The 14,126-nt window shown below is 33.8% G+C and carries 11 protein-coding genes and 1 pseudogene; 7 read left to right on the forward strand and 5 right to left on the reverse strand.

The genetic code is table 11. The annotated features are described in order from the left end of the window. Nucleotides 1–12 precede the first annotated feature (12 nt). On the forward strand, nucleotides 13–522 hold the full coding sequence (locus tag CD150_RS04425) for a DUF3278 domain-containing protein (protein ID WP_073344623.1): 510 nt from the start codon (nucleotides 13–15) through the stop codon (nucleotides 520–522). A gap of 287 nt (nucleotides 523–809) precedes the next feature. Here CD150_RS04425 and CD150_RS04430 read toward each other — a convergent pair whose 3' ends face one another. The 4 genes from CD150_RS04430 to CD150_RS04445 all read right to left on the reverse strand — a co-directional run bounded on the left by CD150_RS04430 (nucleotide 810) and on the right by CD150_RS04445 (nucleotide 6,263). After that, a complete protein-coding gene (locus tag CD150_RS04430) occupies nucleotides 810–1,223 on the reverse strand; it encodes a VOC family protein (protein WP_064209155.1) in 414 nt (137 codons plus the stop codon). A 122-nt stretch (nucleotides 1,224–1,345) separates the two neighbouring features. Next, nucleotides 1,346–2,161, reverse strand: a complete 816-nt coding sequence (locus tag CD150_RS04435; protein WP_073344628.1) for a pyruvate, water dikinase regulatory protein — start codon at nucleotides 2,159–2,161, stop codon at nucleotides 1,346–1,348. Then, nucleotides 2,154–4,787, reverse strand: a complete 2,634-nt coding sequence (gene ppdK / locus CD150_RS04440) for a pyruvate, phosphate dikinase (protein ID WP_073344634.1) — start codon at nucleotides 4,785–4,787, stop codon at nucleotides 2,154–2,156. Before ppdK ends, CD150_RS04435 begins: the two co-directional genes overlap by 8 nt. A 396-nt stretch (nucleotides 4,788–5,183) precedes the next feature. Next, nucleotides 5,184–6,263, reverse strand: a complete 1,080-nt coding sequence (locus CD150_RS04445) for a CdaR family transcriptional regulator (protein WP_073344638.1) — start codon at nucleotides 6,261–6,263, stop codon at nucleotides 5,184–5,186. A gap of 139 nt (nucleotides 6,264–6,402) precedes the next feature. Here CD150_RS04445 and CD150_RS04450 point away from each other — a divergent pair, with 139 nt between their 5' ends. The 6 genes and pseudogenes from CD150_RS04450 (at nucleotide 6,403) to larC (ending at nucleotide 12,813) form a co-directional block, all read left to right on the forward strand. After that, complete coding sequence (locus CD150_RS04450) at nucleotides 6,403–7,533, forward strand: glycerate kinase (protein ID WP_046206605.1); 1,131 nt, start codon at nucleotides 6,403–6,405, stop codon at nucleotides 7,531–7,533. Between the two features lie 21 nt (nucleotides 7,534–7,554). Next, nucleotides 7,555–8,718: pseudogene (locus tag CD150_RS04455) on the forward strand (2-keto-3-deoxygluconate permease). After that, complete coding sequence (larA, locus tag CD150_RS04460; protein ID WP_073344646.1) at nucleotides 8,715–9,977, forward strand: nickel-dependent lactate racemase; 1,263 nt, start codon at nucleotides 8,715–8,717, stop codon at nucleotides 9,975–9,977. Before CD150_RS04455 ends, larA begins: the two are co-directional and overlap by 4 nt. Before the next feature lie 42 nt (nucleotides 9,978–10,019). Next, on the forward strand, nucleotides 10,020–10,829 hold the full coding sequence (gene larE, locus CD150_RS04465; protein WP_073344911.1) for an ATP-dependent sacrificial sulfur transferase LarE: 810 nt from the start codon (nucleotides 10,020–10,022) through the stop codon (nucleotides 10,827–10,829). Nucleotides 10,830–10,861: 32 nt separating this feature from the next. Next, nucleotides 10,862–11,620 carry a nickel pincer cofactor biosynthesis protein LarB gene (larB, locus tag CD150_RS04470; RefSeq protein ID WP_073344650.1) on the forward strand — a complete coding sequence of 253 codons (759 nt, stop codon included), beginning with the start codon at nucleotides 10,862–10,864 and terminating at the stop codon, nucleotides 11,618–11,620. A gap of 17 nt (nucleotides 11,621–11,637) precedes the next feature. Next, entirely contained in the window at nucleotides 11,638–12,813 is a 1,176-nt protein-coding gene (gene larC / locus CD150_RS04475) for a nickel pincer cofactor biosynthesis protein LarC (RefSeq protein WP_073344653.1), read from the forward strand. Between the two features lie 102 nt (nucleotides 12,814–12,915). Here the strand turns inward: larC and CD150_RS04480 are convergent, their stop codons facing one another. After that, the gene (locus tag CD150_RS04480) at nucleotides 12,916–14,124 is read right to left on the reverse strand and encodes a putative glycoside hydrolase (protein WP_103161382.1); all 1,209 of its coding nucleotides are present in this window, start codon (nucleotides 14,122–14,124) and stop codon (nucleotides 12,916–12,918) included. Between the last annotated feature and the right edge of the window lie 2 nt (nucleotides 14,125–14,126).

Consider the following 14,126-nt stretch of genomic DNA (forward strand, 5'->3'; position numbering starts at 1 on the left):
AGGTCAATCATCTTGAATAATGAAAAAACACTTCGCTTAATTCCAAACTATAGATTTACTGATGAATATGAACGGCAAGTATTATTAAATCTCTACGCCAAACTATATGTCTGGATATTTTGGGGAACATTGATGATTTCCGCACTAGATTGTTTTATCTCTATGTATTTTCAACAAATACCATTTATTAGTATCATTGCATTGATTGGATTGATGGTGAATTCAATCATATTCACGCGCGCACTTCGCAATAAAAAAGTAGACCTATTTGATGTCGATTCTAAAGATGAATACCAAAAATATATCAAAAAAGCACGTAACGGCAGTATCCTATTTGCATTTGTTATGTTTATAATTTTCAACATCAATAATTACCTTATTCCCTTTGTGACACACCAAGAACTTCCTAAAATCACAGCTTTAAGTTCTCAAATCCCAATGACTGCAATCATTGCCATGATTACAGGATTGATCATATATATGATAGCCAAATCCAAAATCATTCGTACTTATAAAAAATGAAGGCCTAATTTTATGTTGAAAGCAGCGAGAAAAATGCTGCTTTCAATTTTTAGTTATTTTAATAGATAAAGTACGACGTTCCATTTAATATAAAAAATGCAAATCCATTCGAAAGTACAGCCCTCAAGTTATCGCAGTAAATAGCAATGCAACTTGAGGTGCTATCTTCAAAAATGAAAATGCATTTATTTTAATTATATACTGTTATACCTTAATAAACATCTTTTTATGTTTGAACAGATTAAGATACATGTTCGTGAGTATTTCTATTCCAATTGCAGTTTAAGTTATTGTGGATATGTGTAACTTAAATCCCAACCGATATCGTATTTATCAATCAACTTGGCATATTTCGCTCCCCAAAACATAGTATCTAGCTCCATTTGAACATTGCCTTCATCTTTCAATTGTTCATAAGCTTCTTCGACTGCTGCTTCACTATCAAATTCTAAAACAATATATACATTTCTATCTTGTAGCATTGTATCATCATCTTTAGGTATATCTGACAGCATGAATAAGTTACCATCAACTTCTAATTGGGCATGAATGATACGATTAGGATCATCTGCAACACTTTCATTCGCTTCACCGTACGTCATTGTATCTTTAATCTCTCCGTTCAACACCTTACTATAAAATGCTAAAGCGTCTTTACATTGACCGTTAAAAAACAAATACGGTACTGTCGATTTCAACATAGTATCCCCTCTTTTTAAATATCGTTTTCTATTATCAAACATACCCTTTTAACATAAATTTAGACAATTCAAGTTTGATATCTAGATTTGAAACACACATACGTAATTACATTTTTTCATCTTTATAAAAACTTTTCAATATAAAATGCTGATTCTTCAATCGATTTGAATTCCGTATTAATAACTGTAGCATTTAATTTAGCAAATATTTCTTCGGCATACATTAGTTCTTCTTTAATTCTATCGACACTATTATAATCTGTAGGTCCATGTAAACCTAATACTTTCACGCGTTCAGTACGAATATTCAAGATATAGGTAGGACTTGCAGTCAAACCAAATACCTTTAAATTTTTATTTCTAAAGACCTCATCTGGAATATCCACTTCTGGAACTAAAGGGATATTAGCGATTTTATAACCTTTGTTTGCTAAATACATACTTAAAGGCGTCTTTGACGTTCGTGAAACACCTAAAATCAAAGCATCAGCTTCTCCTATATCCGTAAAATGTTTACCGTCATCATATTTCACAGAATATTCCATTGCCTCAATTCTTTTAAAATAGTTGTCATCTAACTTGCGCAAAGCACCACTTTCTAAGATGGGTGAACAATTCGTATGTTCTTGAATAATGCTAATTAAATCAGACATATAATCAACATATGGAATTTGTTGCGCTTGAGCATATGCCTGACCTTTTATATTAAATTCTGGATTAACTAAAGTCGTTATAACGACTGCACCACGCGCCTTAGCCAAAGAAAGCACATTGAGTAATTCATCTTGATTTTTGATAAAAGGAAATTTTTTAATTTCTATACGCGTGACATCTGGAAATTGTGTTAAGGTCGCATGAATCATTCGCTGTGCTGTCTCACCTATAGAATCAGATACAACGAATAGCGTTAACTGTGTTCTATCATTATCATTAAACACGTAATCTACCGCCTTCGACTTCACTTTGAGCCGTTGATAATAAGGCTCCTGGCACTCTAAATGGAGAACATGATACATAATCCAAATCTAGTTGATTAAAGTATTGAATTGATTTGTGGTCACCGCCTAATTCTCCACATACGCCAATTTTTATCGTTGGATTTGTGGCTTTTGCTTGCTCTGTCGCTTGCTTAATTAATTGTCCAACGCCATCTATATCAAGTGTTTGGAATGGGTCTATTGTTAATATGCCTTGCTCTGAATAAGCGCTAATAAATTTACCAGCATCATCACGTGAGAAACCAAACGTTAATTGTGTTAAATCATTTGTGCCAAAACTAAAGAAATCACATTCTCGTGCTAAATCTCCAGCGATTAGACATGCTCTTGGTGTTTCAATCATCGTTCCAATCATATAGTGAACACTTACTCCCATTTCAGCTTGTAAAGCTTCAATGCATTCAACAACTTGTGTCTTTAAAGTTGTGAATTCTGAAACAGTTGATACGAGCGGAATCATAATCTCAGGTTGACAATCAATACCCTGCTTTTTAAGTTTCAATGCACTTTCCATAATAGCTTCTGCTTGCATAATATAAAGTTCAGGGTAAGTAATCGCCAAGCGACACCCACGATGCCCTAACATTGGATTAACTTCATTTAAACTTTCCATATAATGGTCTAACTCTGCAACAGACACGTTGAGTTGGCTTGCCACACTATTTTTTTCCTCTGTTGAGTTAGGTAAAAATTCATGTAAAGGTGGATCTAATAAACGGATAATCGTCGGACGTTCTCCAGATAACTTTAATATCGTTTCAAAATCTTCTTTTTGATATTGTTTAATTTTATTTAAAGCATTCACTCTTTTATCTTGTGTATCAGATAAAATGAAACGTCTCATTTCAATCAAACGTTCAGGGCCAAAAAACATATGCTCAGTACGAACTAAACCAATACCTTTCGCACCAAATTGGTAGCCAGCTTGAATATCTTGTGATGTTTCTGCATTCATGCGAACATCTAATCTTGCAATTTCTTCTGACCATTGCATAAATTGTTCAAAAGCCTTACTTCTCTCAGCTTTAATCGTTTCAACTTCTCCTAAATAAATATCACCTTTAGCGCCATCAACTGAGATAATGTCCCCTTCGTTTAATGTTCCGTTAGGATATGTTACTTTTTTATCCTTAACATTAATTTCAACGTCTGAACATCCTGTCACACAACATTTACCCATTCCTCTAGCTACAACTGCAGCATGGGAAGTCATACCACCATGTGTGGTAACTATCGCTTCACTTGCAACCATACCTTCAATATCTTCAGGTGAGGTTTCAGGTCTCATCAATATTACTTTATATCCCTGTTCAGCTTTGAATTTTGCAGTTTCAGCAGAAAACACGATTTCACCACTCGCTGCACCCGGACTAGCAGGAAGTCCCATTTTCGAAACAGCTGTAGCTCTCTCAAGTGCTTTATCATCAAAATTAGGATGTAATAATTGCTCAATTGATTTTACTTCTACATTCATAACTGCTTCATTTTTAGAAATAATACCTTCTTCGACTAAATCTACTGCAATATGAATGGCTGCATTCGCAGTTCGTTTACCACTGCGCGTTTGTAAGACATATAGTTGCTCATTTTCAATAGTAAATTCAATATCTTGCATATCCTTATAGTGTTTTTCTAATTGTTGAGAAACTTCTAAAAACTGTTGATGAACATGAGGCATTTGTGCTTTTAATGTGCTGATATCTTTTGGCGTTCTAATACCAGCGACAACATCTTCTCCTTGAGCATTCAACAAATATTCACCAAACAATTTTGCTTCACCAGTTACTGGATTACGCGTAAATGCAACACCTGTCCCACTTTGTGCACCACTATTACCAAAAACCATCTCCTGAATATTAACTGCAGTGCCAATATCGTGTGGTATTTCATTTAATTGACGATATACACGTGCGCGATCATTATCCCATGATTTAAAAACTGCTTCAATTGCTTCTGTTAATTGTACAATTGGCTCCTGTGGGAATGGTTTATAAACTTCTTCCAAATAAACACTTTTAAAATGGTCACATATTTCTTCTAAACCTTCAGCTGGAATATCTGCATCATTTTGGTAATTGTGTTGTGCTTTATATTGATTAAAATATGTATCGAATGAAGTCATCGGTATGCCGTATACGACTTCGCCAAACATTTGTAATAATCTACGGTAACAGTCATATGCAAAACGTGCATCATCTGTTTTTTCTGCTAATGTTTTAACATTAAAATCATTCAACCCCAAGTTTAAAATGGTATCCATCATGCCTGGCATGGAAATTTTTGCGCCACTTCTTACAGAAACTAATAATAAGGATTCTTTAGAAGAAAATGATTTTTGAGTGCGTTGTGAAAATGCTTCTAATTGTTCATGTAATTGTCCAACTAATTCATCTGAAAGGTGAGCGCCTTGCTTTAAATACTCAATACACGCCTTTGTAGTAAGCGTAAAACCGTCCGGCACAGGTAACCCTAACCGTTTCATTTCAGCTAAATTAGCTCCCTTACCTCCTAATAAATCTTTCATGGCTTTATTGCCTTCATCAAATGCATAAATATATTTTGTCATACTGATTCACCTCAAATTTTTAATATGTCATACTAATTATTATAGAGTATGTCATATTACTTTATAAAAAACAACCAAAATTTTAACGGTTGCTCTTTATCATTCACTTTCGTAACCTACTGAGCTAAAAAAAGCATATAAAAAGCCTTAAGCAACACGAGTTCATCGTATTGCTTAAGACTTTTTATTTTTTATCGTATGACATAATTAAAATATTAAAATGATTATCCGTTTAGACTGCTATTATTTTTAAAATTTGTATGTCGTTGCATGCTAGCAGCTCATCTATTACTTGTATGATTGATCTTTGATTGCTTCAAAGTGTTTTTTTATGTGTCTAACCTTTTTATTATTCTTACTAAACTTTCTAATGAAGTGATTTTATTGCTTTCGTCGCTAACACCATATTGCAATCTGTAATTTAACAGCATCAGAGTATTTTTTTGGGTTTAATCCTGTTTCTTTTTCACATTTTTCTAACCTATACAATAAAGTATTTCTATGGATATACAATTTTTTAGCAGTTTGCGTTATATTTAAATCATTTTCAAAGAAACTTTTTAGTGTATCGATACTCTGTTGACTCACATTACTTAATATTCTTTTTTTAAATCGTTCTCTTATGTTCTTATCAATTTGATATAAAAGTGTTTTTTCTTCTATATCTTCAAATGAGGTTACAACCTTTCCATTTTCAGCCAACATAAACACTAACTCACACTCTTCATATGCATTTTTAAAATCTTTTAATCTTTTAAACATAAGACTTGAAGCCATTTGAACGTTAAGCTCTAAGTTTTGAAATATTTGATATATATGATTGATTTTATTATCTAAAGCTTGCACTGACTGAGCAGTAGCAAGAATAACAATACGGTTATAATTCGTAAATGCAATTGTAAATGAACGGGCATCTATCCTACTCGTTAATGAACGTACAATGCTATTTCTAGAAAATATCTGCTTTTCAATATCGATAATAATACATTTTCTATAGGTTAATAAATCGATATTGAGTTGTTTCATTAAATATTGAATAAAGGATTTTGATGATTCACTTTTTAACAACTCTTCTATAAATAATTCTTGACTCCGTATTTGCCCTTCCAATTCATATGTAAAATAATTCTGATAAAGTAACAATTCTGTAGACATTTTAACTAAATCTGCTACATGTGAAATTTGACTAGGATTGCCTGTAATACCGATAACACCTACTATATTATCTTGAAAAATAATAGGTAAGTTAATACCTGCCTGCGTACCTTTAAGATGTAAACTGTCTTTCTGGTTAATTACCACGGTTTTTTCTTGTTTCAACACTTCTATAGCACCTTCGTGTAGCGTACCGATACGTCTTTTATCGAAAGACGCAATAATTACTCCATTAAAATTCATAATATTAATGTTAGTTTTGGTTCTTTTAGCTGTTTCATTAACGATTAACGTTGCCATTTCTTCAGTCAATATATCCATTTATCTCACCACTTGTTATTTATATACAAATTTAAAATATTATTTTTGTATAGTTTAACCCTTTTTCCAAAATAGTAAAATCGTTAAACTTAGAACAATACATTTTAGAAAACGCTTTCTTATAAAGGAGAAATTCACAATGGAAATCATATTAGCACCTGATTCATTTAAAGGAAGTATGAAGGCAAGCGAAGTAACCAAGTATATGAAAGATTCTATATTAGAAGTTTTTCCTGAATCTACCATTCATGATTTACCTATCGGTGATGGTGGTGAAGGAACAATGGAAGCATTAATAAATGCAACAAATGGTTCGTTTACTACAGTCAGTGTAACCGGACCGCTTGGTGACAAAGTAACAGCTCAATACGGTATTTTAGATAATCATACTTGTGTCATTGAAATGGCAGAAGCTTCAGGATTAAAGCATTTAGATCAAGACGAATTAAACCCTTTATATACGACAACGTATGGTACAGGTGAATTAATTTTACATGCTTTGAATCACGGATATCAAAATTTCATCCTGGCGATTGGTGGTTCAGCTACAAATGACGCTGGCGCAGGTATGTTGCAAGCTTTAGGAGCAGATTTAAAGAATAACCAAAATCATTCAATACATTTTGGAGGTGGAGAACTACAAAATTTAGCTCAAATTGACTTATCGAATTTTGATCCTCGAATCGCTTATTGTAATTTTATTATAGCGACTGATGTTCAAAATCCATTAGTAGGACCTAATGGCGCATCATTTATTTTTGGGAAACAAAAAGGTGCATCTGCACAAAATATGCATCAACTCGATGATAACCTCACTCATTGGGCTAATCTAGTTGAACACACTACAGGCATAAGGCTACACGATTTACCTGGTGCTGGAGCAGCAGGTGGTTTAGGAGGTGCTTTCAAAGCATTTTTCCCAAGTTACTTTAAAGAAGGTATCCAGGTAGTTATGGAATATATACAATTTGAGAAATACTTAAAGCAAGCAGACTTAATCCTTACTGGAGAAGGAAAAATCGATCAGCAATCTTTTTATGGTAAAGCACCAATTGGCATTGCAAAATGTGCTAAAAAGTATAATGTACCAGTTATTTTTATAGGAGGATCAGTAGAAGTAGATGAAAAAGACTTAAAAGACAGTGGTATACTCAGCGCATTTAGTTTAAGTAATGGACCTATGTCATTAGAAGAAACATTTTCAAAGTCGGAAAAATTGATAAAACAAACAACCAAGAATATTGTAAAAACATTTTTCCATAACCAATAACATATTAAGGGGATGTTAGTTATGAGAATTAAAGATACAATAGAAAAAATTCCTGGAGGATTGATGGTAGTCCCGTTGCTTTTAGGCGCTACAATAAACACCGTTGACCAATTACATTTAACTCCTATAATGAACCTACTTAAGTCGCTGGGCGCACCTAAAACTGAACAAGGATATTACGAAATGCTTCAAATTGGGGGTTTTTCACAAGAACTATTCAAAGATAGTGCTCTTGTCTTAATTGCACTTTTTATATTTTGTGTAGGAAGTCAAATGAATTTAAAAATTGGCGGTAAGGCCTTAAAAAAAGGTATGCTATTAACAACAACGAAATATTTTTCTGGGTTAGCAGTAGGACTCCTATTAGGCTCATTATTTGATCCTTGGAGTGGACTATTCGGTTTGTCTACAATAGCTGTAATCGCAGCAATGACAAATAGTAATAGTGGCATGTATGCTGCTTTAACAAGTACTTATGGGAATCGTTCAGATGTTGGTGGCCTGTCCATACTTGCTATTAATGACGGACCATTGTTAACTTTGATTTCATTGGGATTTATTGGTACAAGCTTTCCAATCATTTCATTTATTTCTGTGCTTTTACCTTTAAGTATAGGCATGATATTAGGCAATCTTGACCCTAAAATATCATAGTTTTTACGTCCAGGTGAAACCATACTTATCCCCTTTTTCGCCTTTTCTTTAGGTGCTGGTATGAATTTAGCTGAATTCTTTAATTTTTCCGTATTATCAGGAGGCTTAACGTTAGCAGTTTTAACCTTTATTTGTACCGCATTTACTGGTATCATTGCCTTTAAAATATTTAAAGAAAAGAGTGTAATTGCACCAATTTCTGAATCATCTACAGCAGGTAACGCAGTATCTACACCTGCTGCAGTAGTTGCTGCTGCTTCTACGGCGCTCGCAAATGGTAATCTGAGTCAAAGTGAGTATGCTATGATTGAGAAAGTAGCACCTATCGCCACAGCACAAATTTCAATTTCGGCTATTACTACAGCAATATTATGTCCAATAGCAGTCATATTGATTGATAGGTATCAAAAAAGTAAAGGAATATATGGATCAAAGGAATATGTTACTCAATCGACCCAAACACATTCTAGTGCGGAAATAAAAACACATTTTTATGAAAGCGCTTCATATAAGGAGGAAGATCGACCTTGAATACAGAAATATTATATGGAAAGTCAAACCTTAATATAGAATTACCTGAAAACAGCGTCTTAATAGAGCCAACACCTATACCTGCACTCGAAAATGATAAACAAGCCATACGTGATGCATTAAAGAATCCTATAAATTCGGATCCGCTGGAAGATTTAGTAAAATCCAATCAGACTGTTTCAATCGTTATTAGTGATATCACGCGCCCTACACCTAATCATATACTTGTACCACTTATTATAGAATGCCTTGCACATGTACCTTTAGAAAATATTGTTATCATTAATGGTACTGGTACACATCGAGATCAAACTAAAGATGAATTGATACAAATGTTAGGTGAAGATATCGTAAACAATATTAGAATTGTACATAATCATTGTAATGATAAGCAGACTTTAAAAAAGGTTGGCCATAGTAAATACGGCTGTGATGTTTATTTAAACAAGGATTATGTGGATTCTGATTTCAAAATTGTAACTGGCTTTATAGAACCACATTTCTTTGCTGGATTTTCAGGAGGACCAAAGGGAATCATGCCTGGTATTGCAGGTATAGAAACGATTATGACATTTCACAATGCCAAAATGATTGGTGATATTCGTTCTACTTGGGGGAATATGACAGACAATCCAGTACAAGATATGACTCGAGAAATTAATGCCATGTGCAAACCTGACTTTATGCTCAATGTAACATTGAACAAAGAAAAAGAAATTACAGAAGTCTTTGCTGGAGAACTGTATAAAGCACATGATTTGGGATGTGCTTATGCTAAAAAACACGCTATGTTCAAATGTGACCATCGCTTTGACGTCGTTATCGCATCTAATTCTGGTTATCCACTTGACCAAAATTTATATCAAACAGTTAAAGGAATGAGTGCTGCTCATAAAGTGGTTAAAGAAGGCGGCAGTATTATCATGTTATCTGAATGCAGCGATGGTTTTCCAAATCATGGTAATTATGCAGAAATACTGAAAATGGCAGACACCCCAGAAGCACTTGTCAAAATGATTAATGATCCAAACTTCGCCATGCTAGATCAGTGGCAAGTTCAAAAACAAGCTGTGATTCAAACTTTTGCCAATGTGTATTTATATTCCAAATTAACTGATCAACAAGCAAAAGATGCTATGTTACATCCTGTTTCAAATATTGAAGCAACATTAAAAACTTTAGAACGACAATATGGGAAAGATATGACTATTGGCGTTATGCCACTCGGCCCACTTACCATACCGTATGTAGAATCATAATTTTCAATACGTCCAAAAATATTTAAGGAGGAAATTTAAATGATGACTAAATTACAGAATAAAGAATTTAAACTTGAAATGCTTTTAAAAGAAATGGAGACAGTAGTTATTGCTTTTTCAGGCGGTGTCGATAGTAGCTTAGTTCTGAAAAAAGCAATTGATGTATTAGGTACCAATAATGTAAAAGCAGTGATAGTTAAATCAGAATTATTTAGAAACGAAGAATTTAATCAGGCTATAGAACTTGGAAGCACGTTAAATGCAGATATCGTAGAGACGGAAATAGCAGAATTAAAAGACCCACACATCATAAAAAACACACCCGACAGTTGGTATTACAGCAAATGTTTATTATACGCAAAACTAGAAGCGTTAAGAAAAACATTTGGATTCAATTATGTGTTAGACGGCATGATTATGGACGATATTTCAGATTTCAGACCAGGTCTTAAAGCGAGATCTGAATACGGGGTGAGAAGCGTTTTACAAGAAGTTGAACTTTATAAAGATGAAGTACGAGAACTAAGCAAATCAAATGGCTTAACTGTTTGGGATAAGCCTGCACTTTGTAGCTTAGCTTCTCGTATCCCTTATGGCGAACCACTTAGTTTCAACAAAGTTAATAAAGTTAATGAAGCTGAAAAATTCATTTTAGATTTAGATATTAATAACGTGAGAGTACGTTATCACGACAACATAGCACGTATCGAAGTTGATGAAACAGATATTGTTACGATGATTCAACATAAAGACCAAATTTCACTACGACTTAAAGAGCTTGGCTTTGACTATGTCACAATTGATTTAGAAGGCTATCGCACTGGTAGTATGAATGAGGTCATACAATCTTAATTTTAACGCTATAGTATAAAGGTGGTTTAACTATGACAGATAAATATGATTCCATCGAATCATTATTGCAAGCAGTAAAATCAGATCAATTATCAATATCTGAGGCTAAATCAGAATTAAGTCAATATGATGAATTAGGTTTTGCAAAAATCGACCTACATCGTAGAAAGCGACAAGGATTCCCAGAAGTAATATTTGGCGAAGGTAAAACTGAGCAACAACTAGTGAAAATCATTCACTCATTAATATTACACGAAGAAACAATTTTAATTACTCGTGTTAATAATGAAAAAGCCCATTTTATTTGTGAAACATATCCTCAATTGGTACATCATGCAACAGCACAAATCGTTTGTACATCTTTAGAGCATATTACCAAGACACAACATCAAGCTGCTATTATTTGTGCAGGTACGTCTGACCTTCCTGTAGCGGAAGAAGCTGCTATAACAGCAGAAGTAATGGGAATCTCAGTAAAAAGATTTTACGATGTTGGAGTTTCTGGTATCCACCGTCTTTTCGCTCATATTGATGATATTCGCAATTGCAATGTATCTGTAGTAATAGCTGGCATGGAAGGCGCGTTAGCAAGTGTAGTTGCTGGCTTGGTTGACCATCCTGTCTATGCCGTACCGACAAGTATTGGTTATGGTGCAAATCTAGATGGTATCACTACATTATTATCAATGATCAATTCATGTGCACCTGGTTCTAGTGTACTTAATATTGATAATGGCTTTGGCGGTGGTTATAACGCTGCTATGATTGTCAATATGTTGGAACAACATTAAGGGATGGAGTGAATGATATGACGAATACAATATATTTAGATTGCCATGCGGGTATTGCAGGTGACATGCTACTATCTTCTCTAGTAGACTTAGGTGCAAATATAGCTTACATTGAATCTCATTTACAAAAGTTGCCACTTAATGATTTTAAATTGCACTTTTCTAATCAAACCAAGCAAGGTATTCAAGCCAAACAACTAGATATTGATTTTAGTGAAACAACACACCATAGAACAGCTTCTGATATTACAAAAATGATACAGGATAGTGATTTACCCGCAAGAGTTAAAGTACGAAGCCAAAAAGTCTTTGATACGATTGCTCACGCAGAAGCTAAAATTCATGGGATGTCCGTTGAAGAAGTACATTTTCATGAAGTAGGCGCTATGGATTCCATTATCGATATTATCGGCGGTTGCCTTGCTTTAGAAAATTTGAAAATTGATGAGTTACACGCTTCCCCAATTCCAACAGGTGGAGGTAAAATAAATATCGCTCATGGATTATATCCTGTGCCTGCACCAGCAACGGCAGAAATTTTAAAAGGTATACCGCTTGCTTCTTTTGATATTAATAGCGAATTAACGACGCCAACCGGAGCAGCTTTTATTAAAGCATTAGCATCTAAAATTGGTCCTTTACCTTCTGTCACAATAGAAGAAATTGGTTATGGAAGTGGCACCAAAGACTTTGATTTTCCAAACATTTTAAGAGCAATTCAATTTAAAACTAAAGACAATACACCAACACAAGTCCAAGTAATAGAAAGTCAGATAGATGACATGTCTGCTGAGATGTTAAGTTACTTTCTTGAACAAGTTTTAGAAGATGGTGCATTAGATGCATACTTCACACCTATCACCATGAAAAAAAGCAGACCAGCCACTCAAATCACAGTCATTTGTAAATTAGAAAATGCACAATTTTTCGAAGACTATGTTTTAAAAAATACATCTACATTAGGAATTAGAAGTTACACGGTTAATCGTAAAGTACTCCATAGACAATTCGAAACAATTCATACAAATTATGGAGCGATTTTAGTAAAAACAGCCATGTTAAATGGAAAAATAATTAAGGCAAAACCAGAATTTGAAGATGTGAGAAACGCTGCACTTCAAGCAAATAAACCATTCTTACATGTATACAATCATATTAATCAAGAGATTCAAAAACATATACAATTTGACTGAATTTCTTAAACCTTATGCCACATAAGTCCTAATAGAATAAGCCTATAACTGAAATTTATAAATTTCAGTTATAGGCTTACTTCATCTTAGTAGTTAATATGTTTAATTACTTTTAGCGTTTTCTGGCTTTTGAGCATCCGGATTGGTGTATTTTGATGGATTGTAATCGGCGCCTTTCGTATAGTCAGCAGAAGCATCCCATAATAAAAATTCATGAATATTATGATCTTTTAACGCTTGTACTTGTGCAGTTACTTCCGCTTTGTCATAGGATTTATACTGCCCTTCTCCTAAATAAGAGGCTGTAAAATCTTGAAGCCATGGACGAGATTTAACCTTTTTAGGGTCGATACCTTGCAGTGCTTCTTTTTCTTTATCAAGATAACGATCCACTGTTTTATATGGTTCTGTATCTGGCGCTTCTAATCCAAAATCTCCTGGGCTCCAATGAGAAGGATAAATCATCGATGAAATGACATCTACATTTTTGGCGATTTTAGGGAAGCTTTGCCCAATACCTGGTGTTTCTTTAACTGTAGCTGCGTAACCAAAAACATCCGCAGATGTTTGAACATCATATGATTTTAAATCTTTACGTGCAGTTTTCAAAAAATTAGTAATCGTATCTACACGTTGCTCAACATGGTTTAAATCACTATTTTTATACTTTCCATTTGAATATTGTAGTGATTTATCTTTGTTTTCAAATCCTTCAGGAAATCGAACATAGTCAAATTGAACTTCTTTAAATCCTGCTTTAGCCGCTTCTTTTGCAACTGCAATATTATATTTCCATACTTTATCATTAAAAGGATTTAAAAAACTATCCCCGCCTTCACTTTCCCAAACATTACCATCAGACGTTTTAAATGACCAATCAGGCTTTTCTTCAGACAATCTAGAATCTTTAAATGTAACAATACGTGCAATTGGATAAATATTGTTTTTTTCCATTGCTTTTATGACTTTTTTTACGTCAACACGATTCACTGTATTGCTGCTAATCAATTTATTGTCACTTTTAAAGTCCATCGTTATATTTCCTTCATCATCTTTAACGTCAATTACCATGGCATTTAATTCAGTTTCATTTATAAATTGTATAAGTTCTTCAAAATTTTCCCCTTTTGCTGAATCCGGTGTTACATAGATACCTTTCACACCATCTTTTGGATAATCAACATCACTATATGTATGCTTTTTTGATTTGTTTGAACTTTCTTTACCTTCATTTGTTTCTTTCTCATTGTTAGAACCACTGTTACAAGCTGACATCATTAATACGGTCACAAATCTGTCTCTTATACACATCT

It is taken from the genome of Staphylococcus ureilyticus (assembly GCF_002902235.1).
In the GTDB taxonomy this organism is placed as follows: domain Bacteria; phylum Bacillota; class Bacilli; order Staphylococcales; family Staphylococcaceae; genus Staphylococcus; species Staphylococcus ureilyticus.